At 57.6% G+C, this 22,126-nt stretch carries 21 protein-coding genes; 3 read left to right on the forward strand and 18 right to left on the reverse strand.

The genetic code is table 11. From position 1 onward, the window contains the following. Positions 1-38: 38 nt before the first annotated feature. The 9 genes from nqrM to HP15_RS11250 form a co-directional block, all read right to left on the reverse strand. Positions 39-287, reverse strand: a complete 249-nt coding sequence (gene nqrM, locus HP15_RS11210) for a (Na+)-NQR maturation NqrM (RefSeq protein WP_008175057.1) — start codon at positions 285-287, stop codon at positions 39-41. A 12-nt stretch (positions 288-299) separates the two neighbouring features. After that, entirely contained in the window at positions 300-1,349 is a 1,050-nt protein-coding gene (locus HP15_RS11215) for an FAD:protein FMN transferase (protein WP_041645317.1), read from the reverse strand. Positions 1,350-1,358: 9 nt separating this feature from the next. After that, positions 1,359-2,585, reverse strand: coding sequence for an NADH:ubiquinone reductase (Na(+)-transporting) subunit F (gene nqrF / locus HP15_RS11220; protein ID WP_014577567.1), 1,227 nt, complete (start codon positions 2,583-2,585; stop codon positions 1,359-1,361). Between the two features lie 37 nt (positions 2,586-2,622). Continuing rightward, positions 2,623-3,231, reverse strand: coding sequence for an NADH:ubiquinone reductase (Na(+)-transporting) subunit E (gene nqrE, locus HP15_RS11225; protein WP_014577568.1), 609 nt, complete (start codon positions 3,229-3,231; stop codon positions 2,623-2,625). Beyond that, positions 3,231-3,896, reverse strand: a complete 666-nt coding sequence (locus HP15_RS11230) for an NADH:ubiquinone reductase (Na(+)-transporting) subunit D (protein WP_008175066.1) — start codon at positions 3,894-3,896, stop codon at positions 3,231-3,233. The genes nqrE and HP15_RS11230 overlap by 1 nt, the downstream gene beginning before the upstream one ends. A 2-nt stretch (positions 3,897-3,898) precedes the next feature. After that, positions 3,899-4,702: a Na(+)-translocating NADH-quinone reductase subunit C gene (locus tag HP15_RS11235; protein ID WP_014577569.1), complete on the reverse strand. Its 804-nt coding sequence runs from the start codon at positions 4,700-4,702 to the stop codon at positions 3,899-3,901. Next, the gene (locus HP15_RS11240) at positions 4,695-5,903 is read right to left on the reverse strand and encodes an NADH:ubiquinone reductase (Na(+)-transporting) subunit B (protein WP_014577570.1); all 1,209 of its coding nucleotides are present in this window, start codon (positions 5,901-5,903) and stop codon (positions 4,695-4,697) included. The genes HP15_RS11235 and HP15_RS11240 overlap by 8 nt, the downstream gene beginning before the upstream one ends. 4 nt (positions 5,904-5,907) lie before the next feature. Continuing rightward, entirely contained in the window at positions 5,908-7,254 is a 1,347-nt protein-coding gene (locus tag HP15_RS11245; RefSeq protein WP_014577571.1) for a Na(+)-translocating NADH-quinone reductase subunit A, read from the reverse strand. Positions 7,255-7,524: 270 nt separating this feature from the next. Continuing rightward, complete coding sequence (locus tag HP15_RS11250) at positions 7,525-8,994, reverse strand: glyceraldehyde-3-phosphate dehydrogenase (RefSeq protein ID WP_014577573.1); 1,470 nt, start codon at positions 8,992-8,994, stop codon at positions 7,525-7,527. Between the two features lie 220 nt (positions 8,995-9,214). Here HP15_RS11250 and mfd point away from each other — a divergent pair, with 220 nt between their 5' ends. Beyond that, positions 9,215-12,748 (forward strand): transcription-repair coupling factor, encoded by a 3,534-nt coding sequence (gene mfd, locus HP15_RS11255; RefSeq protein WP_014577575.1) that lies wholly within the window; start codon positions 9,215-9,217, stop codon positions 12,746-12,748. Positions 12,749-12,777: 29 nt separating this feature from the next. Then, on the forward strand, positions 12,778-13,605 hold the full coding sequence (locus HP15_RS11260) for a CsiV family protein (protein WP_014577576.1): 828 nt from the start codon (positions 12,778-12,780) through the stop codon (positions 13,603-13,605). On the opposite strand, the gene HP15_RS11265 is transcribed toward HP15_RS11260, so the two are convergent. The 5 genes from HP15_RS11265 to HP15_RS11285 are packed head-to-tail and all read right to left on the reverse strand — an operon-like array spanning position 13,580 to position 17,803. Then, positions 13,580-14,368: an S-methyl-5'-thioinosine phosphorylase gene (locus HP15_RS11265; protein ID WP_014577577.1), complete on the reverse strand. Its 789-nt coding sequence runs from the start codon at positions 14,366-14,368 to the stop codon at positions 13,580-13,582. The two genes, HP15_RS11260 and HP15_RS11265, sit on opposite strands and share 26 nt — an antisense overlap. Continuing rightward, positions 14,365-15,588: a mechanosensitive ion channel family protein gene (locus tag HP15_RS11270; protein ID WP_014577578.1), complete on the reverse strand. Its 1,224-nt coding sequence runs from the start codon at positions 15,586-15,588 to the stop codon at positions 14,365-14,367. The genes HP15_RS11265 and HP15_RS11270 overlap by 4 nt, the downstream gene beginning before the upstream one ends. Positions 15,589-15,612: 24 nt before the next feature. Continuing rightward, positions 15,613-16,107 (reverse strand): L,D-transpeptidase, encoded by a 495-nt coding sequence (locus HP15_RS11275; protein ID WP_014577579.1) that lies wholly within the window; start codon positions 16,105-16,107, stop codon positions 15,613-15,615. A gap of 55 nt (positions 16,108-16,162) precedes the next feature. Next, positions 16,163-16,840, reverse strand: coding sequence for a TetR/AcrR family transcriptional regulator (locus tag HP15_RS11280; RefSeq protein ID WP_008173132.1), 678 nt, complete (start codon positions 16,838-16,840; stop codon positions 16,163-16,165). Between the two features lie 60 nt (positions 16,841-16,900). After that, positions 16,901-17,803, reverse strand: coding sequence for a hypothetical protein (locus HP15_RS11285; RefSeq protein ID WP_041645319.1), 903 nt, complete (start codon positions 17,801-17,803; stop codon positions 16,901-16,903). Positions 17,804-17,977: 174 nt separating this feature from the next. Here HP15_RS11285 and HP15_RS11290 point away from each other — a divergent pair, with 174 nt between their 5' ends. Beyond that, positions 17,978-18,598, forward strand: a complete 621-nt coding sequence (locus tag HP15_RS11290; protein ID WP_014577581.1) for a riboflavin synthase — start codon at positions 17,978-17,980, stop codon at positions 18,596-18,598. A gap of 13 nt (positions 18,599-18,611) precedes the next feature. On the opposite strand, the gene HP15_RS11295 is transcribed toward HP15_RS11290, so the two are convergent. The 4 genes from HP15_RS11295 to can all read right to left on the reverse strand — a co-directional run bounded on the left by HP15_RS11295 (position 18,612) and on the right by can (position 22,074). Continuing rightward, complete coding sequence (locus HP15_RS11295; protein ID WP_041646266.1) at positions 18,612-19,760, reverse strand: class I SAM-dependent methyltransferase; 1,149 nt, start codon at positions 19,758-19,760, stop codon at positions 18,612-18,614. 165 nt (positions 19,761-19,925) lie between these two features. After that, a complete protein-coding gene (locus HP15_RS11300) occupies positions 19,926-20,972 on the reverse strand; it encodes a class I SAM-dependent methyltransferase (RefSeq protein WP_014577583.1) in 1,047 nt (348 codons plus the stop codon). Between the two features lie 124 nt (positions 20,973-21,096). Beyond that, complete coding sequence (locus HP15_RS22365) at positions 21,097-21,270, reverse strand: hypothetical protein (protein WP_008173126.1); 174 nt, start codon at positions 21,268-21,270, stop codon at positions 21,097-21,099. Between the two features lie 120 nt (positions 21,271-21,390). Further along, positions 21,391-22,074, reverse strand: a complete 684-nt coding sequence (gene can, locus HP15_RS11305) for a carbonate dehydratase (RefSeq protein ID WP_014577585.1) — start codon at positions 22,072-22,074, stop codon at positions 21,391-21,393. Positions 22,075-22,126 lie beyond the last annotated feature (52 nt).

Below are 22,126 nucleotides of genomic sequence, written 5' to 3' on the forward strand. Positions count from 1 at the left end.
TACGTCGTGAAAAGATGGTTGTAATTGTCAAAAACAGATCAGTGCTTGCTGGCCTTGCTGGCGTCGTAAGCCAGAGCCTCGGGCTCTTTACCCTCGTTGGCCAACCGTTCGTTTTCTTCTTCGCACTTCTGGGTATTACCACCGCAGATATCACAGGACTGGCTGATACCGAGCGCGCCAATCCCGCCGCAGGTTCCGCTGATGGGCTTGCGCCCGAGGATCACGCCAATAGACATGGCTGCAACCAGCAAAACCACGATGAAAAGAACCAAAAGAAAGGTACCCATGTTGCCCTCCCCTCATTGAGTCACGTAGGACGAAAAGGCGGGCGTCTGGTGCGTCTCGAAGCCTTCATCCGTCCTGACAATAAAATAGGCCGGGATATTTTCCCTTACCGCGAGCTCATTTGCCCGCTCGTAGCCCATCACATTAAAACCGGTTGCCAGAGCATCTGCCGTCATACAATCGTCCGCGATAACGGTTACTGATGCCAGCTTGTGAGCAATTGGCTCACCCGTTTCAGGGTCTATTGTATGGGAATACCGACGCCCTTCCGATTCGTAATAATTACGATAATCACCTGATGTTGCCATAGCACGTGATTCCAGCGCCACCACGCGGTTTACCGCGCGCCCTTCGGCCATCGGCTGTTCTATGGCCAGTCGCCAGGTGCTGCCATCAGGTTTACGGCCATTGACGCTAACCTCTCCGCCAATCTCCACCAGGTATGCCTCCACGCCTTCGCTCTCAAGAAAACGGGCAACCGCATCTACACCGTATCCCTTGGCGATAGCCGACAGATCCACATATTGCGGTGGTGTCGCACGCACGGCGGGCGGATCGACCCGCAGCTCAAGCTTCTCGAAGCCAGTGGCAGCAAGAACCCTGGAGAGAGATTCTTCTGACGGAATCTGCTCCGGGCGCGCCTCGGGGCCAAACCCCCAAAGATTTACCACCGGGCCGATGGTCACATCAAAGGCACCAGCGGTCATCGTTGAGATCTCTTCAGCCTTCTGAAGAACACGGAGCAAGCCCGCTGACACCGGAACCCACTCGGATTGATCGGATCGTTGATTGAAACGGGACAGCTCCGAATCCTCGCGCCAGGTCGACATTGACGCATCAACCCCTTCGAGCACCTCATCGATACCGCTGGCCAGAGTTTCAAGCCTCTCCTGATCCTCGGTCAATACGACATTGATGTGGTAGCTGGTGCCGAAGACAGGTCCGGAGATTTCCCAGATTTTTTCCTCTGGCTCAAACGAACAACCCGCCAGAACGGCAAAGGCCAGCGCTGTAAAAGCGCTGGCCAGGGCCACCCTGGCGGGTCGTACCATGCTGAATGTCATCAGAACTGCTTAGCCTCCAAAGTCATCCAGCATGATGTTTTCATCCTCTACACCCAGATCTTTCAGCATCTTGATGCAGGACGCATTCATGATTGGGGGCCCACACATGTAGTACTCACAGTCTTCCGGAGCCGGATGGTCCTTCAGATAGTTCTCGTACAATACGTTGTGGATAAACCCTGTGGGGCCTTCCCAGTTATCCTCCGGCAGTGCATCGGAAAGAGCTACGTGCCACTCGAAGTTGTCGTTCTCTTCCTGCAGCCCGTCGAAATCCTCTACGTAGAACATCTCGCGAACACTGCGCGCACCGTACCAGAAGCTGATCTTGCGCTTGGAGTTCAGGCGCTTGAGCTGATCGAAAATATGGGAACGCATGGGCGCCATGCCGGCACCACCACCGATGAAGACCATTTCCGCGTCAGTCTTCTTGGCGAAGAACTCACCGAACGGTCCCATCACGGTCACCTTGTCTCCTGGCTTCAGGTTGAACACATAGCTCGACATGATGCCCGGGTTATGGTCCGTGCCCGGAGGCGGCGTAGCGATACGAATGTTGAACTTGAGAACACCCTTTTCTTCCGGATAGTTCGCCATGGAATAAGCCCGGATGGTCTCTTCCTTGTTGACCGCCTTGTAGCGCCAGATGTTGTGCTTGTCCCAGTCCTCGTGGAACTCTTCCTCGATGTCGAAATCCTTGAAGTCGATTTCGTAGGGAGGGCACTCAAGCTGAACATAGCCGCCGGCACGGAAATCCACTTCCTCACCTTCAGGCAGCTTGAGTACGAGTTCTTTGATGAAGGTAGCCACGTTGTGGTTGGAGACAACCTCACATTCCCACTTCTTCACGCCGAAGAATTCCTCCGGCACTTCCACCTTCATATCCTGTTTGACAGGAACCTGACAGGACAGGCGCCAGCCTTCTTTCTCTTCACGGTTGGTGAAGTGGGTCTTCTCTGTTGGCAGCATGGCACCGCCGCCTTCCAGAACCTTGCACTTGCACTGGGCGCAGGTACCGCCGCCACCGCAGGCAGAGGAGAGGAAAATACCACTGTTTGCCAGAGTACCGAGCAGCTTGCCGCCGGCTTCGGTCTTCAGCGTGTGTTCTGGATCATCGTTGATCTCAATGGTCACATCACCGGTGCTTACCAGCCTGGACCGGGCCGCAAGAATCACTGCGACCAGGGCCAGAACGATAACGGTGAACATGACCACGCCGAGAATAATTTCTGTATTCATGGTCTCGCCTTTTCGTTAAACCGAATCACCGGGTGAATTACAGTGAGATACCGGAGAAGGACATGAAGCCCAGGGACATCAGACCAACAGTAATGAAGGTGATACCCAGGCCACGCAGGCCTTCCGGAACGTCACTGTACTTCAGCTTCTCGCGGATACCCGCCAGGGCAATGATTGCCAGTGCCCAGCCGAGGCCGGCACCAAAGCCGTAAACCACACTCTCGCCGAAGGTATAGTCACGCTCAACCATGAACAGCGAGGCACCAAGGATGGCGCAGTTCACCGTAATCAGTGGCAGGAACACACCCAGAGCGGCATAGAGCGCCGGTATGTACTTGTCCAGAACCATTTCCATGATCTGGACGATAGCCGCGATTACACCGATATACGTCAGCAATCCGAGAAAGCTCAGGTCGACATTCGGCAAGCCTGCCCAATCCAGGGCGCCTTCGCGAAGGATGGTGTTGTACAGCAGGTTATTCACCGGCACGGTTACAGTCAGCACCACAACAACGGCAATGCCAAGCCCTGTCGCAGCCTCGATCTTCTTGGAGATGGCCAGGAAGGTACACATCCCCAGGAAGAACGCCAGAGCCATGTTTTCAACAAAAACGGCCTTCAGAATCAGACTGATATAGTGTTCCATCAGAAGGCCTCCTTGGCGACATGACGTGACATTTTGTAGTCCGGCTCTTCAACCTGCTCCGGCTTCCAGGTCCGCAGACCCCAGATGGCCAGGCCGATAATGAAGAAGGCGCTCGGCGGCAGCAGCAACAACCCGTTCGGGATGTACCAGCCGCCCTCGTTGACCACCGGCATCAGGGACACGCCGAACAGGGAACCGGCACCCAGCAGTTCACGGAAGAAGGCAACAAAGATCAGGAGCACGGAGTAGCCCAGACCGTTACCAACGCCGTCCAGGAAGCTCAGCCAGGGGCCGTTCTTCATGGCGAAGCCTTCCGCGCGGCCCATGACGATACAGTTGGTGATAATCAGACCAACAAACACCGACAGCTGCTTGGAAATCTCGTAGGCGTAAGCCTTGAGTACCTGATCAACCACGATTACCAGTGAGGCGATGATGGTCATCTGTACGATGATCCGGATACTGCCCGGAATCTGGGTACGTACCAGCGACACTGCGAGGTTGGAAAATGCGGTAACGGCAATAACCGCTGCACACATAACAAGAGTAACGTTCATGCTGGTGGTTACCGCCAGCGCTGAACAGATGCCCAGAATCTGCAGGGCAATCGGGTTATTGCTGAAGATCGGTTCGAAGAGAACCTGTTTGGCTGATGCATCTGCCATGATCAGACCTCCCCTTCACGAAGTTTTTGCAGGAACGGCGCGTACCCGCGGTCGCCCATCCAGTAGTTGACCAGTTGCTCAACGCCGCGGCTTGTCAGCGTAGCACCAGACAGAGCATCAACCTTGTGCTCCTTGTCCTGCGCGTCGGCGCCAACACCGCCCTTGACCAGTCGCACCTGGGGCTCGGAACGGTCTTCGTTGTAGACCTCCTTGCCAACCCACTGGCGCTTCCAGCGCGGGTTGTCCACTTCGCCACCAAGCCCCGGGGTTTCTGCGTGCGCATAGAAACCCAGACCTTCGATGGTGTTCAGGTCACCCTCAAGAGAAATGAAGCCATACAGCGTGGACCAGAGCCCGTAGCCGTGGATCGGAAGAACCACGCGGTTGATCTGGCCGTTCTCGCTCATGGTGTAAACCTTGGCAACATTCGGGCGACGCTTGATGCCGGCCTTGTCTTCCGAAGAAGGAATGTTGGTGGACATCTGCGGATCAGAAGCAGCCTTGTACATGTCGTACTTCATGGGATCCTGGACACCCACGTCGGACGGCTCGACAAATTCACCGGTATCGAGGTCGACAAGGCGAACATCAAAACGTGCGAACGCATCTTCGATCTGCTCGGCACTGGAGCCAGACTCCAGCATGCCTGCAGCAGAGAGGATGTTGGTCTTGATATCCAGATTCTGGTTCTGGATCTGGGCCGGCCGGAGCAGAACCGCTGCAGTGGACACCACCACAGAGAAGGCAATACTCAGAACCAGCGCAACAACCAGCGTGCGGGAGACGGTTTCTTTAGCTTTAGCCACGAGCAAGCCTCCGTTTGATGTTGGCCTGGACCACGTAATGATCCATCAGCGGCGCAAACAGGTTAGCGAACAGAATCGCCAGCATGATGCCCTCGGGGAAGGCCGGGTTGATGACACGGATCAGGATGGTCATGACGCCCACCAGAATGCCGAAACACCAGCGACCGGTGTTGGTCATCGCCGCAGACACCGGGTCGGTTGCCATGAACATCATACCGAAGGCAAAACCGCCCATAACAAGATGCCAATGCGCAGGAATTGCAAACATCGGGTTGGTTTCGGATCCGACGATATTCAACAGCAGGGACATGCCGATCATACCAATCAGCACGCCGCCAACAATCCGGTAACTGGCAATCTTCATGACCAGCAGTATCAGACCACCTATCAGAACCGCCAGGGTCGAAGTTTCACCCATGGAGCCCTGAATGGTGCCCACGAAAGCGCTCATCCAGCCAATCTGGGCTTCCAGGGCTTCCAGACCGCCACTTGCGGCCCAGCTCAACGCGGTAGCACCACTGAAACCGTCAACCGCGGTCCAGACAGTGTCACCGGAGATCTGCGCCGGGTAGGCAAAGTAGAGGAATGCGCGACCTGTCAGGGCCGGGTTCAGGAAGTTCTTGCCGGTACCGCCAAACACTTCCTTGCCGATAACCACACCGAAGGTGATACCCAGTGCCACCTGCCACAGCGGAATGGTGGGCGGGCAGATCAGGGCAAAAAGAACCGATGTAACGAAGAAACCCTCGTTTACCTCGTGACGACGCACGGTGGCGAACAGGACTTCCCAGAAACCACCAACCACGAAGGTCACGAAGTAAATGGGGACGAAGTACGCCATACCATAAACGAAGTTATCCCATACGCCAGCACCGGCACCGGTGATGGCAAGTGCCTGAATGAAGGCAGTCCGCAGGCCGCCGTCGGCAACCATGGCGTCCGGGTTGGACGCGAGGAAGCTGTTGGCCTGGAAGCCGATGTTCCACATACCGAAGAACATCGCCGGGAAAGTACACAGCCACACGGTAATCATGATGCGTTTGAGGTCGACGCCGTCGCGCACATGAGCGGTTGTGGAGGTTACTTTGCCGGGGGTGTAGAAAATGGTATCCACGGCTTCGTACAACGCATACCAGCGCTCGTACTTGCCACCCTTTTCAAAGTGATGCTCGATTCCATCGAGAAACTGTCTGATAGCCATCGTATTAGCCCTCGATCTCGATTCGGGTCAGGTTCTCGCGGAGAATCGGACCATATTCATATTTGCCCGGGCACACGAACGTGCACAGCGCCAGATCTTCTTCATCCAGCTCAAGCGCTCCGAGCTTCTGTGCCATCTCGGTGTCACCGACAATCAGCGAACGCAGCAGCTGCGTCGGGAGAATGTCCAGAGGCATGATCTGCTCGTAAGCGCCAACCGGAACCATCGCCCGCTCACTACCATTGGTAGTGGTGGTAAAGTTGAAAAGCTTTCCGCTGGTCAGCTTGGACAGGTAAATGTTCAGCACCGAGAACCGGTTCGGGCCCGGAGACAGCCATCCCATGAACTCGCGCTTGTTGCCCTCTTCAAGTACGGATACCTGGTTGGCAAAGCGGCCAAGGTAGGCGCAGGGGCCATCGCCGCGGCGACCACCGAACACAGAACCCGAAATCGGCCGGATCTCACAATCTGTGGCAACTTCGCCCTCCAGAAGTTCCTCGAGGCTGGCACCCAGACGGGTACGAACCAGGCGCGGCTTCAGGGCCTTGGGACCACCAATCGCGACAATACGCTCCACCGGCACTTCTCCGGATTCGAACAGTTTCGCGATGTCGATGACGTCCTGATAATTGATGCTCCAGACCGTCTTGCTGCCGGATACGGGATCCAGATGATGGATGTGGGTACCAACGTTACCTGCCGGATGCTTGCCATCAAACTGGTGCACCTCAACAGCGTCGGATTTGGGTACCGCCACGTTGGATCCGGGCTTGCCGGTAACAAACACTTTGCCCGTGGTCAGCTTGGTGAGAAGCGTGAGGCCTTTTTCAAACGCCTGGCTGTTCTCGCCAATGATCACCGTCGGGTCCGCTGCCAGCGGGTTAGTGTCCATCACCGACACGAAAATGGAGTGAGGGGCGGAGTCGATCTCGGGAACCTTGCTGTAGGGGCGCGTCTTGAATGCCGTCCACAAACCGGATTCCACAAGATTATCAACCACCTGCTGGCGTTCCAGGCCGGCAAGATCCGCTTCGCTGTAGCGGGCAAATGTCTCAGCCTCGTCGCCATCGATTTCGATAACGACAGACTGGAATACCCGACGCTCACCGCGGTTAATCTCTTTCACCACGCCCGCGGCGGGTGAAGTATAACGAACGCCTTCGGTCTTCTTGTCCGTGAACAGCAGCGTACCGCGCTTGACACGGTCTCCCTCTTTCACAGCCATCGTCGGCTTCATGCCGATGTAGTCAAAACCGATCAACGCCACGTGGCGAACGGGTTTGCCGTCTGTAATGGTCTGTTCGGGAGCGCCGCTGATGGGAAGATCCAGGCCTTTTTTGATCTTGATCATTAGCCTCATCCAATCATCAGAAACTTTTCAATGGATTCGTAACGCCCGACACCTGCGGCCCAGAAAAAACCATGAGAAACGTAGTGCCAGACGTACCCAAAATCGCGCCAATTATAGAGATTAAGGAATCCTATTTCCACCAGAAACCGGAACGGGTTAAGAGCTGGTCGCCAATCGAGCCAGTCAACTGGCCATAAAAGCAAAAACCCCGGCAACGGTTGCTGCCGGGGTTTTTGATGACCTTTACCTCACCAATCAGGTGCGTTCCGCTCAGTCTCTCGCACGTTTGGGGAAGATCGGGTAATTTACGCCTGCCATCTGGTTGACCACTCGCACCACCTGGGCACTGTAGCCAAACTCGTTGTCGTACCAGACATACAGGATCAGACGCTTGCCACTGGCGATAGTTGCCTGGGCGTCAACGATGCCGGCGTGACGGGAGCCAACAAAGTCGGTGGAGACCACTTCCGGCGAATTGACAAAGTCAATCTGCTTCTGAAGTTCTGAATGCAGCGCCATGTCGCGCAGATAGTCGTTTACCCCTTCTACATCAACGTCTTTCTTGAGGTTGAGATTCAGGATCGCCATGGAAACGTTCGGCGTCGGTACGCGAATGGCATTGCCGGTCAGCTTGCCTTTGAGCACCGGCAGCGCCTTGGCAACGGCTTTGGCTGCGCCTGTCTCGGTAATTACCATGTTCAGGGCGGCACTCCGTCCGCGACGGCTTCCCTTGTGGTAGTTGTCGATCAGGTTCTGGTCGTTGGTGTACGAGTGAACGGTCTCAACATGGCCGTCTTCGATACCGTACTCGTCCTCAATTGCCTTGAGCACCGGTGTGATGGCATTGGTGGTGCAGGACGCTGCCGACAGGATCTTGTCGTCGTCGGTGATCCAGTCGTTATTGATGCCATAAACAATGTTCTTGATATCACCCTTGCCCGGAGCGGTCAGGATCACGCGGCTGACACCCTTCGATTTGAGGTGCAGGCCAAGTCCTGCCTCGTCACGCCACTTACCGGTGTTGTCGATCACGATGGCGTTGTTGATGCCGTACTCGGTGTAGTCCACCTTATCCGGACCATCGGAATAGATGACCTTGATGTAGTTGCCGTTGGCGATCAGGGCCGATTCTTTTTCATCAACCGTGATGGTGCCATCGAACGGGCCATGCACAGAGTCACGGCGCAGCAGACTGGCGCGCTTCTCGAGATCGTTTTCCGCTCCACCCTGGCGAACGACGATGGCACGCAGGCGCAGATTATTACCGCCGCCCGCTTTCTCAATCAGAATGCGCGCCAGCAGACGCCCGATACGGCCGAAACCATACAGGACAACGTCTTTGGTGTCGTTGTGGGCATCTTCCTCGGACTGAGCGGCGTACTGCCCTACAACAGGACCGATTTCACGCTTCAGAAATTCGGTAAGATCACCGCCCTCGTCCTTGAACTTGACCGCAAGCTTGCCGATATCCACGTGGGCGCGGCCAAGATCAAGCTTGTCCATGGCCTGCAGGATCGGCAGGGTGTCGTGAACAGAAAGCTCGCTGTCTTCAACCTGGCGCACAAAACGATGAGCGCGGATGATGTCGATAACCGACTGGTTGATGATGGCGCGGCCGTATACAGAAGTAACCACATTGTTTTTGCGGTAGAGGCGGCCGATCAGCGGAATCATGGCTTCCGCGGTGGATTCTCTTTCTGTCCAGTTGGACAGGTGCTGATTGATCTGTTCGTGACTCACGCTTGGACCTCTGCAATTGGCACTTGGAAATTGGGGCGCACATTATCCAATTTAATCCGGTCGACCGCAAATACGGCGGGGCATGACCTTCGTATAGGTCGCGCCGGCTAATAACGCAAACGCCGACCATGGCGCCGGCGCCATGACAGTGAGGGGCGCGAGCGTTAGAATACGCGCCTCACCGCTCCCGGACATCCACAGCAGGAGAACCTGACCGCCAATGAGCCAAGGTGCCAGCACACGCCCGTCACCCCTCCCCCTGATTGCGCCCGAATTTCCGTCTCGGCCGGCCGATCACCGAACATGGGGTCAACTGCACGGCAGCAGTGAGGCGCTGGCCATCTGCGAAAGTGCGCGCGCGCACAAGGGTCTGACCCTGGTCATTACCCGCAGCACCGCCGATGCCATCCGGCTTGAGCAGGCCATGCGCTTCTTCCTGGGGCTACCCCCGGAAGAAGACGGCCCGGCGGTCAGCGACGATGGGCTGGAACTGCTGTCGCTGCCCGACTGGGAAACCCTGCCCTACGATCTGTTTTCGCCCCACCAGGACATTATTTCCCGGCGAATCCGGACCCTGCACCGCCTGCCCGCAACCAGCCACGGGGTTCTGGTGGTTCCTGCACGTACGCTGATGCACAGGCTGCCGCCAGTAAATTACCTCCAGGGCAACACCCTGCTTCTGGAAGTGGGACAGTCCCTGGATATCGAGAGCTGGCGAATGCAGCTTGAGGCGGCAGGCTACCGGCATGCCGAGAACGTCTACGAGCATGGCGAATACGCGGTCCGGGGGGCCATACTAGACATTTTCCCCATGGGCGCCAGCCAGCCCTTCCGGATTGACCTGTTCGATGATGAGATCGAAACGCTCCGGACTTTCGACCCCGAGACTCAGCGCTCAATCGACCGGATCGAACGCATCGAACTGCTGCCCGCCTTTGAATTCCCCTGGCACAAAGAGGCGCGCTCCGGATTCCGCAGCCGCTGGTTCGAGCAGTTCCCGGATGCCGACAAAGACACCCCCATCTATCAGGACGTGACTCACGGCATTACCCCGCCGGGCATTGAGTACTACCTGCCGCTGTTCTTCGACGAGACGGCAACCCTGTTTGACTATCTGCCAGGCGCCACTCACGTTTTTACTGCGGACGGACTGAACGATGCGGTCAGCCACTTTGACAGTGAAACCCGCAACCGGTACGAAGATCGTCGTCACGATCGCCTGCGGCCGATTCTGCCGCCCAAGCGCCTCTTCCTGCAGCAGGAAGAGCTGTTCGGACAACTGAAGGCCTTCCCGAGGGTAACCGTCTCCGCGGAGACAAAGGATGCCGCGGGATCGGTTAACTGCCCCACGACAACCTTGCCGGATATCGCCATGGACGGTCGAGCCGCAGACCCTGCCGGTCGCCTCAAGCGGTTTCTGGGAGAGTTCGACGGCCACGTGCTGATATGCGCCGAATCGTCCGGTCGGCGCGAGGCGCTGATGGAGAATCTTGGCGAACAGGGTGTTGAATTGAAAACCCTGTCCGGCTGGCAGGCTTTTCTTGACGATAAGGAAAGCTCCGTGGCCATCACCATTGCTCCGATGGAGCAAGGCCTGGTGCTGCCCGAGCATTCCGTTGCCCTGATCACCGAGACCGCCCTGTTCGGCGAACGGGTACTGCAGCGGCGGCGCCGCGAGAAGCCTACGGAAACGGACGATGCCGGCTTCCGGGATCTGTCGGAATTGCGGATTGGTGCGCCGGTGGTTCATATCGACCACGGTGTTGGCCGTTATCTGGGTCTGGAGACCATCACCGTAGAGGGCGAAGCGAGCGAATTCCTGATGCTTGGGTACGCCGGGGGCTCAAAGCTGTACGTTCCGGTCTCCAGCCTGCACCTGATTTCCCGCTATGCAGGCAATGACACCGAACACGCGCCGCTGCACAAACTCGGGACGGACCGCTGGAGCACAGCGAAACAGAAAGCCCTTGAGAAGATCCGGGATACTGCCGCCGAGCTGCTGGATGTGTACGCCCGCCGGGAGGCGCGCAAAGGCTTCAGCTTCGAGGATCCCAAGGAAGCCTATCGTGCCTTTGCTGCCGGCTTTCCGTTCGAGGAGACACCAGACCAGCAGGTTGCTATCCAGTCGGTGTTCGAGGACATGACCAGCGAGCAGCCCATGGATCGCCTGGTGTGTGGCGATGTCGGTTTCGGGAAAACCGAAGTTGCCATGCGCGCGGCGTTCCTGGCTACTTGGTCGGGCAAACAGGTGGCGGTTCTGGTCCCCACTACCCTCCTCGCCCAGCAGCATTATGAATCCTTCCGGGACCGTTTCTCGGATACCCCTGTGCAGGTCGAGCTGCTCAGCCGGTTCCGCACGGCTGGCCAGACCAGCAAGGCGTTGGAGGCGGTGGAGAACGGCCGGGCCGACATCGTCATCGGCACCCACAAACTGCTACAGGGCGACATCAAATTCAAGAATCTTGGCCTGGTTATCATCGACGAAGAGCATCGCTTTGGCGTTCAGCAGAAGGAAAGACTGAAAGCACTGCGGGCCGAAGTGGACATGCTCAACCTGACCGCCACCCCGATTCCGCGGACGCTGAACATGGCCATGGGCCATCTGCGGGATCTCTCGATTATCGCCACTCCTCCGGCCCGGCGGCTCTCGGTGAAAACTTTTGTGCGCCAGAAAGACAACGCCATGGTCAAGGAAGCCATACTGCGGGAGATTCTCCGGGGCGGTCAGGTCTACTTCCTCCACAACGACGTGGCCACCATCGAGAAGACGGCAGAGGATTTACGTTCGCTGATTCCGGAAGCGCGGGTGGGCGTCGCCCACGGGCAGATGAGAGAGCGTGATCTGGAAAAGATCATGTCCGACTTCTACCACAAACGCTTCAACGTGCTGGTGTGCACAACGATCATTGAAACCGGCATCGACGTTCCCAGCGCCAACACCATTATTATCGAGCGGGCAGACAAGTTCGGCCTGGCGCAATTACATCAGCTTCGGGGCCGGGTCGGCCGTTCGCACCACCAGGCCTACGCCTACCTGCTCACGCCACCGCCGAAATCCATCACGGCGGACGCCAAAAAGCGTCTGGATGCGATTTCGGAGGCGCAGGACCTGGGTGCCGGCTTCATGCTGGCCACTCACGACCTCGAAATCCGCGGTGCCGGGGAGTTATTGGGGGAAGAACAGAGCGGGCAGATCGAAAGTATCGGCTTTACCCTTTACATGCAGCTTCTGGACGAGGCCGTCAAGGCCATTCGCGAGGGCCGAACCCCGAACGCCGACCTGCCCCTTAGCCACGGCACCGAAATGAACCTGAGAATCCCGGCTCTTATCCCCGAGGATTATCTGCCGGATGTCCATAACCGCCTGATGCTCTACAAACGGATTGCCAGCGTGGACAGCCCGGAAGCATTAAAAGAACTTCAGGTTGAAATGATCGATCGGTTCGGATTGTTACCGGATCCGGCCAAAAACCTGATCCGCCAGACCGAGCTTCGATTGCGTGCAGAAGCCCTGGGCATCGTGAAAGTCGATGCCGGCAAGGAGTGGGCGCGGCTCGAGTTTGGCAGCTCGACACCGGTGGATCCGCTGGTTCTGGTTAAAAAAGTGCAATCCGCACCTGACCAGTACCGGCTCGAAGGTGCCAACAGCTTCCGTTTTCGGCTGAAGGATGCCACAACCGGTGGTAAACTCGACGGCATTTCCCGGATGCTTGGCGAGCTGGAGCCAGCAAAAAATGACGCGTCCGGCTCATGAACGGCCGACCAACAAGTGGAGTACGACCCTTGCAAATTGATGGAATTCGCTGGTGCCGATACCCGACCCGGGCCATCCTGGCAGCTCTGCTTCTGAGCTTTTCTCTAACAGGCGCCGCACAGCAGCCTGACAGGGCAACCTTGCCTCTTGAGCCCGGCACGCCGGTTCCGGATGACTACTACCGGGCGGAGTTTGTCATTCTTGAGCGGATTGTAGAGCCGGAAGCTGTGAAGGAGCGGATGTCTGATCGCTCGGTAGAGCCGCCCCTTGAGACCGAAGAGGTTCTCTGGTCATCGCTGGAGGATGGCACCACGGAAACCACACTGGAATTGGCGCCCCAAAAGGATCTCCATCTTGCCAGTGCCGCCGCCAGACTCGAACGCAGTGGCCGTTACCGTGTGCTTGTGGCTGCCGGTTGGTACGAGGCGTTTCCACCGGATTACGAGGGGACACCCTTGCGGGTTGAAGCAGGTGACTGGCTAAACGAGGCTCGCACCCGGGAGGTGGAGGGACACATCACCATCGACCGGCAACGCTATTTGCACGTCAATGTGCATCTGAACCACTGGCAACTGGCAGAAGAGCCATCGGAGCTGCCAATAGAGGCTGCGACCGAGCTCTCTGAAGAAACACCCCCCGCCCCGGACGCATCCGGAGCAAGTGACTCCGCCCCAATGTCAGCAGCAACCGGAGAAGCAGCCGGTCAGCAACTACCGGTTCTGGCTGAACCCGCGCCCCTGGAATTGTTGACCTGGATTCGGGAAACCCGCCGGATGCGCAGTGAGGAAATCCACTTCCTCGATTCCCCCACGATCGGCGTGCTGGTATTTTTCAAGAAGATTGAGGCAACGGAGTAAGCACCCCAAGGCCAGCCATCGAGACTTCGAGGATCCGCTTGACCCCGGACATTCCCTGCTCGATGGCCGCCTCAATTTCTTCCATGGTGATGATATGGTCGGATTTTCCAGCCGCCCAGTTCACCACCAAACCCAGACAGACGTAACGCATTCCAAGTTCCGCCGCCAGCGCGGCTTCCGGCATACCGGTCATTCCTACCAGGTCGCAGCCGTCCCGCTCCATCCGGATGATTTCAGCCGCGGTTTCCAGCCTCGGGCCCTGGGTTGCGCCATACACTCCGAAACCGGAAAACGGCACGTTTTCTGCTCCGGCGGCATCAATCAGGATCTGCCGCGCGCTCTCGTCGTAGGGCCAGGTGAAATCAATGTGGGTCACCGAGTCCAGACTGCCCTCGAAAAAGGTGCTGGCACGCCCCCATGTGTAGTCAATAATCTGGTCGGGAATAACCACATGGGCAGGTCCCATATCTGCATGAATACCGCCCACGGCGTTGACACCGACGACCGTTCGCACACCGGCATCGTAAAGGGCCTTGAGGTTCGCCCGGTAATTCACCTGATGGGGTGGAATACGGTGTGGGTTACCATGGCGCGACAGGAACATCACCGGCTGATCACCCAAGCGCCCCTCTACCAATGGCGCGGAAGGCATGCCCCAGGGCGTTCCGGCTTTATTCTCGCCGGTGATTTCCAGGCCAGACAATGTGGTCAGGCCTGTACCCCCGATAATCCCGACAGGGTGCATTTTCTCCGGTGACGTCATTCTGACTCTCCTGAATCTTCTACATCTCCGGTGGTCTGGCGATTCTGCGATTTCTGCGCACTTTTCCCGGAGGAGGCTTCCCCACGCTTATCTGCCGAGTCGTCCGATTGCGATCCGGACAGCCGAACCCCTTCGGGCAAGTGCAGAGTCCGGGTCGGGAAGGCGACCTCAGCTCCGTAGCCTTCAATAATATCGCTGATCTTCAGCAGCACATCCTGTTTCACTTCGTGGAATGGAACCCACTGGGTTGTCTTGGTAAAGCAATACACCATGATGTCCAGTGACGAGGCATTGAAGGCCAGGAAATTCACAATCAGGGTCTCATCGCTCTCGATATCCTCATGCTGCTGAAGCATGGCTCTGATATCGTCAACGATCGTTGCCATCTGTGCGACATCCGCATAGCGGATGCCAATGGTCTCGTAGATCCGACGATTGCTCATGCGCGAGGGGTTTTCTACCGCAATGGTGGTAAACGCCGCATTCGGCACGTAAAGAGGACGCTTGTCGAAGGTACGGATGGTCGTCAGACGCCAGCCGATATGCTCAACCGTCCCCTCGATGTTCCGATCGGGCGATCGCACCCAGTCCCCGACCTTGAAGGGTCGATCCAGGTGGATGATAAAACCGCCGAAAAAGTTCGCCAGCAGGTCCTTGGCGGCAAAACCAACCGCAATACCGCCCACGCCGCCGAAGGCCAGTACCCCCGAAATGCTGTAGCCCATGGACTGCATGGCAATGAGCACGGCCGTAATGAGGACAACGGCCCGGGACAGTTTGCTCACCGCGTTGACGGTGGTGTAGTCCATGGGCTGTTTCATTTTCAGAGGAGATACGAGAATCCCCTCCGCTTCTTTGATCAATCGCAGAACCGCCCAGACCAGTACGAAGATGAAACCAATCTGCAGCACCGACTCATTGGCCTTGAAGATCTCCGCTTCCGAGTATTTGTGAGCCACTTCGGCAGCCCAATAGACCCCCTGCAGCCAGACAAACGCGACCACCGGCTTTCGAGCCGCATGCAGCAAGGCATCGTCGAACAGGTTTTTGGTCTGGCTGAATTTGCGTTCAAGAGCCGCGATTATGTGGCTGGCAATGTAGGCGACCGTGGCCGTTCCAAAAACCAGCGCAAAGACAACAATTCCAACGCGCCAGGCTTCAGACAGCAGCCCGAAATTCTCGATCCAGCCATTCACCATGGCCATAACATCCCCGATCATCGGATTCCTCTGGTCTAGACAGTTTTATCGAATGGAAACGGCCGTTCCCGGCCTGACGCGATCAAACAGATCAATAATGTCTGCGTTGCGCATCCGCACGCAGCCATGGGACAACGGCACGCCCATGGGCTCGCTGTCCGGTGTGCCGTGAATGTATATGAAGCGGCGGAAAGTATCGACACCCGGGCCCCTGTTTTTGCCCCACTCGCGACCGCATAGCCAGAGAATCCGGCTCAGTATCCAGTCGCGTTCGGGATGAAGCCGGGCGAGATCCACGCTGTAGGTTTCGCCGGTGGGGCGCCGGGCACGGAATACTGTCCCAACAGGAAGACCGGCGCCAATACTGGCCCGGACATAGTGCTCACCACGCGGAGTGCATCCGCTGCCATCGCTCTCTCCCGGCCCGTTCAGGCCGGTGGAAACCGGATAGGAGGCAACAATCTCTCCGCCTTCGCTTTTCAGCTGCAGGCGCTGAAGGGTCAGGTCAATATCGATTCGAACAGATGCGGGGTGCGTCAAAACCGGCCAGGCTCCCTTGGAGGTTCAGTGGGAAGCCTAACCGAGAGAGAGGAATTCAGGCAACCGAGACCTTGCTGCCAGCTGGCGGGATCAGCATGGCGTCTTCGGCCTGCATGCCGGCTGCCAGGAAAGGCACCAGGCGGGCAGCAATTTCCTGGACGGTGGTTTCCACGCCCAGCTTGTTCTGAAGAATATCGCGAAGCGCATCGCTGCTGGACATGGTGAACGCCGTTGCCCCCAGCATGAACTGGATACGCCAGTAGCGATCCACCGAGGAAAGCTGAGGCGTTGCTTCCTTGAGCAGGCGCATGAACCGGCTGAAGGGCTCGCTGTACTCTTGCTCAAGGAACTTGCGCAGATGGCCCTGTGACTGGGTATAGGCAAGCCCAAGCAGGCGCATGAAGATCGAGATACCCTTTTCGTTACGCTGGGGCATACGCACCGCACTCTCGGTAAGCGCCCAGAGCGTCTGATTCAGGGTTGGAGGCTTACCGCTGCAACGCTCTTCCAGCTCATCGAACGCGTTTTCCAGTGTGGCGGAAAACGGTGTCAGAAAGCGCGCAAATACCGCATGAATCAGTGCGTTCTTTGAACCAAAGTGGTAATTGACAGCGGCCAGATTTACTTTAGCCTTACTGGTAATCATTCGGAGCGAGGTTTCCGAAAAACCCCGGTCGGCGAACAGCTCTTCGGCTGCATCGAGAATCCGGTCAACGGTATCAGACTGCGCCATTTTGTTATCAATGCCTCTAGCAAACGTCTGTTTGAAACATACGTTTGAAGCGCATCTGTGTCAAGTTCTCGGCTCAGGCTCTGCGGCGACTTCTTCCCACCCCTGATCAATCGCTTCCTGATTACCCTCGAAAAAGGCTTTCTGAACTCGGCTGTACGCCTTCTCTGCCTCCAGCAGGTAAATCAGGTAAAGGCGCACGTGCTCCCGGCGAGTCAACTGGCGTGCCAGGCCCCGGTTCTCCGACAGTCGCAACAGATGGCCAAAACGCGTGTTCTTCAGCGCAGGGTTAAAATCCGACATCCTGGCACATTGCCAGATAAGGCCATCAGAGCCCTCCAGGTGGGCAACGTGCTGCCTTGCCTCGCGGAGCATCCGCTGCCGGGTCATAAGCAGATCAAGATAGGAAGGTTTTGTTGTGTAGATTCGGCGCACCGCCGGAATCCCGAGCAGCAGGATGATCACAAACGCACCGAAGCCGCCGCCTGCAATCCAGGCTGGCACAAACCCGGTCAGCCCACTCAGAAAGATGGCTGCCGCAATCAAGGCACTGAATAACCAGAGGTCCCGGCCCCGACGCGCCTCGGCCATCGTATAGTTGTCCGGCCAACCGTTCATCGCCAGCAGCTCAAAGTCCATCAGCAGCACCCGGTCGCATTGACGAAGCATCAACCGGAGTTTGCGTTGCCGGGATTCCGCCAGAATCCTCTCGGGCTTGCTGCTACCAGCGTCCCGATGCTGATCATCGCCCGAGGCTTCTTCGGACCCGGTTGCGGTATCCGGCGCCTGATCAACGGGCAGCGTTTCCGCGCCTTTTGCGGCATCCGCACCTGCAGCCGGCGCAGAAGGCTGGCTTCCCGCCTCCAAGGGTGCGGGCACAGGATCGGCCGCCCGACCAGGGCGCAGCACGGGGGCCTGCGCCGGACTGTTTGCCCGGGTGGCGGCCTTACTCTGATTTTCAGCCATGGCAGATTGTCCGCATTCAGGGGTTATGAAGGGTATCGACCATGATGCAGGATACTTGAATGTTTACCCCGGTATACCGACATCAGTCGGGCCTTGGCATCAGTCAGCCCGCTCGCTATCCTTGGCGCACCTGCCGGAAAGGCGCCCCATACCACATTGAATGAGGTCAGGCTTATGTTCACAGGCATTGTCCAGGGCATTGCAACCATCGAAGACGTCACTGCAGAGCCCGGGCTCAGCACTTTTGCCATTCGCCTCCCCGCAGAAAAGGCAGATGGCGTCTCCATCGGCGCCTCGGTGGCAATCAACGGAACCTGCCTGACCGTCACACGCCAGGAAGACAGCGTGCTTTATTTCGATGCCATGCAGGAAACCCTGAGACTTACCACGCTGGGGGAGCTGACTACCGGGGACCAGGTGAATTTCGAGCGCGCCGCCCGGATTGGGGATGAAATTGGTGGCCACCTGCTTTCTGGCCACATACACACGGCGGCCAGCATTGTCGAAATACGGCGCACGGAAAACAACGTCACGCTATGGTTTGAGGTGCCCGAGGAATGGGCCCGCTACATCTTCCCCAAAGGCTACATCGCCATCAATGGCGCCAGCCTGACTATTGGCGAGGTACGGGGCAACCGGTTCAACATCCATCTGATCCCGGAGACGCTGCGGGCCACAACCTTTGGGTCCTGTGAACAGGGCCAGCGGGTGAATATTGAAATAGACAGCCAGACACAGACCATCGTGGATACCCTGGCCCGGCTCGGGTATGACCGCCCGGCGCCAACATTGTAATCTGACAGGTTATTCAGCGGTTGCCTGCCCGAAACACCACGAACTTGGGGCTGGCGTCCAGCTGCTGCACTGACGAAAAGTACCGGCGCAGGCTTCGGTGATAGCCAAGGTGTCGATTTCCTACCAGGAGCAGGCGACCGCCCGGCCTCAGGTGTTGCGACGCCTGCTCGAATAACCGAAGTGCGATGTGATCACCGACCACACCACCCTCGTGGAACGGCGGGTTCAGCAGTATCAGATCAAAGGCTCCCAGATCGGACTCAATACCATCGCGATGGGAGAAAGCGGCTTTGGCATCCGGAAAGGCTTTTTCAACATTACGACGGGCACTGAGCACGGCCTGGCTTGAAACATCGCTGAAAACCAACTGCAGATCCCGTCGCTCCGACAGCGCCGCCAGGCCCAGTACGCCGTTACCGCAGGCCAGATCAAGCACCGAATCGCCAGCCCTGGCCGTCGACACCTCGTTGACCACATGTGGCAACATCAGGCGGGTGCCGATATCCAGCTTTTCCCGGGCAAACACCGCCGGCAATGCCTCTATGCCCACATCACCTTTTCGGTCGCCCAATCGGTAGCCTTTCCAGGTCGCTGACCAATCCGCCAGATTCGCAGCGCCCCTGGTACAACGAATCACCCGCGCTTTCTTTCGCGCCGGCAGCACCTGCTCTGTCCGTACAGCTTCGGCGAACACATCAACGCTTCTTGCCGGTAGATGCTTGATCATGCCGCCTGCCAGCAACACGCCCGAATCCGTCATCACGCGATTGAGCCAGCGCAGCAACCAGGCCAGATAGTCGGCCTGGCGGGGTATTCTCAATACCACCAGGTCAAACGGGCCCTCGGGCGCATTAATCCAGCTGAAAACAGATTCAGGTGGCGTGACTTCCGGGTTCAAAGAAGCATTATGTGCCAGGGCAGCGGGCAACACAGCACTGTCGGCCACCACGGTCGGAGAGAGCGCTGCCAGCCCCAGTGAAAGAGCCCCGAACTGATCATCCACCACCAGAACCCGGGGCTCACCCAGGGCTGCCGCCGCGCAAATGGCTTCCTCAAGCAGAAGCTCGTCCGCCGCATCCCATGCCCTCAGCGTCGGATCACCAGTGCCTGGCCGGGCAAGAATCAGTGAGCCTCCGGAGAAATCAAGTTGGGCGGTTGTCATTTCGGGCATGCTGGAGGCCTTTTGTCACAAAAGCGCCATTCTAGGCTGTTTATTCTAGAAATTAACCCTAACGTGGAAGGTGTTCACGCTGAACATCCCTTTTCCGGTTGGCTCCGTTGTTCTGGACGCGAACCTCTTGCCCCTCACCCCAGGGGCTTTTTTCGTTCAGGAACGTCGAAAAGCGCGATAAACGGTAAAACGCTGATTCTCCCGCAATCGTTCAACCGGCCCGATACAGCGCTTCATCAATGGCTCGTAGGGCAGAAAACTGTTCGCCACCAGGCGCACCTCACCACCTGGCGCCAGATGGCGCACCACCTCCCGAAGAAAACGCTCAGTCATCGACAGGTCTGTTCTGACACCGGAGTGAAAGGGTGGATTACTGAGAATAACGGGCCATGAACCCTCAACGCCCGGAAGGCCGTCCGAAGCCATGATCCGCCCGGAAACGCCGTTGCGCTCATAGGTGGCCCGTGCACAGATAACGGCCTGGGACTGAACATCAATCCCGTCGATCGTTAGCCGGGGAAGGCCCTGCCGCTCTTGCCAGCGATGGAGCCAGGCACCGAGGACACCCGCACCACAGGCAAAATCCAGAACCGGGCCAGACCGCAGAGGCGCCCCGTCCAGCGTTTCCATAAGCAAGCGGGTACCGTCGTCCAGCTCACCAAGACTGAAAATACCCGGCAGTCCGGCAACATCCAGATGAACCGACTGGCAGTCAATCCCGGTCCAGGTCATCCACTCCCGGAGCGAGAATTCTGGAAGAGGCTCGATATTCTCAGCACACCAGACCTGGCAATGCCGGGCGCTATCGGTCTTGGTAGCCTGCGGCGCCACAGCCTTGAGTTGTTTCACGGCCCCGGCAATGCCTTCTTTCTTCTCACCTACCAGCACCAGTCGAGCGCGGGGTGCAGCCAGCCAGCGTGCCAGGGCAAGACGCAGGTCAAGCTCCGCCCGGGCCTTGGGAAGAAAAACCACGAGTGTGTCAAAGGTACCGGCAGCCAGAGCAGGATCGTCGTAGCCAAAACAGATCTGCCAGCCGTCGCGCCCGCTGAGTGAGGCACACACACCGGCATGCTCACTCATTGCCATACCGCCAGCGGGCAAATCCGTCAGCAGCTCACCAGCGGATACGCCCAAAAGGGCCAGCCTCCCCTGCACAAGGTGGCGGTTTCGCAACAGGACTTCATGGGAATTGGGCAATGACATTGATGGGCTTATCCCGAGTGGGTAGTTCAAAGACGGGATATGCTAACCGGAATGAGCCCTCGCGTCTCCCTTGAAAGACGGAGACCGGAGGGCCTTCAGAGAGGAAATACCATCAAATCTTCAATCACTTGTAACGGGCAACCGTTCCAACCCTCAGGGCGTCCTCCGGTGACATACCCCAGTCCTCAGCCTGACCGGCATCAGACGATTTCCGCCCCCGACCCCGTGACTCCGCGCTGGCCGTGGCATCTTTCCTCTGGTTCAGAACTGTCAGGGCTTTTTGCATCAATTCTTTCATGGTCACACTCCTCGCTTACTGCAGGATCTACTCTAGCAAAGCAGGAGGTGACCAACTGTGATGACGCCGAGGGTCAGGAAGTGACGCCCTTCACGAATTTTTGACGCAATTTTACATTCTTCACTGCACGATTTTCTGGCGCCCAGAGCGTACCGGCCTCTGAACCAGCTCATCGATGCTGTTCTGCCGTACCCGCTCACGATCTTCCTCGCAGGCTACCGACAACCCCATATCCCGCAGAACCCCATCCGAGACATCGTAGACAAAGCCATGAACCGTGAGCGGCTGACCCCGCCGCCAGGCTTCCTGAACAATGCTGTTCTGGCAAACATGCCCCACCTGCTCAACCACGTTGAGTTCGCACAGACGGTCGACCCGATCCTGAACGCCCGGCAGGGCATCGAGTACTTGCTGATGCCGGTCACGGACATCCTGAACGTGTCGAAGCCAGTTGCTGATCAGTCCAAATCCTTCATTGAGCAATGCCGCCCTGACGCCGCCACAGCCATAGTGGCCAACCACCAGGACATGTTTCACCTTCAATACTTCGATGGCGAACTGCAGTACCGACAGACAGTTAAAATCCGTGTGGACAACCACGTTGGCCACGTTCCGGTGAACAAAAAGCTCCCCCGGCAGAAGATCGACGATCTGGTTGGCGGGCACGCGGCTGTCTGCGCAACCAATCCACAGGTATTCCGGTGCCTGCTGATTCGACAGGCGGGTAAAAAACTGCGGATCCTGGGCCTTGATACCGTCTGCCCAGGCCCGGTTTTTTTCCAGAAGATGGTCAAGCTGACCCATTATCCCACTCCGTTTGATGATTCCCGTCCGGCGATTGAACGGGAATACGCAT

It is taken from the genome of Marinobacter adhaerens HP15 (assembly GCF_000166295.1).
Classification (GTDB): domain Bacteria; phylum Pseudomonadota; class Gammaproteobacteria; order Pseudomonadales; family Oleiphilaceae; genus Marinobacter; species Marinobacter adhaerens.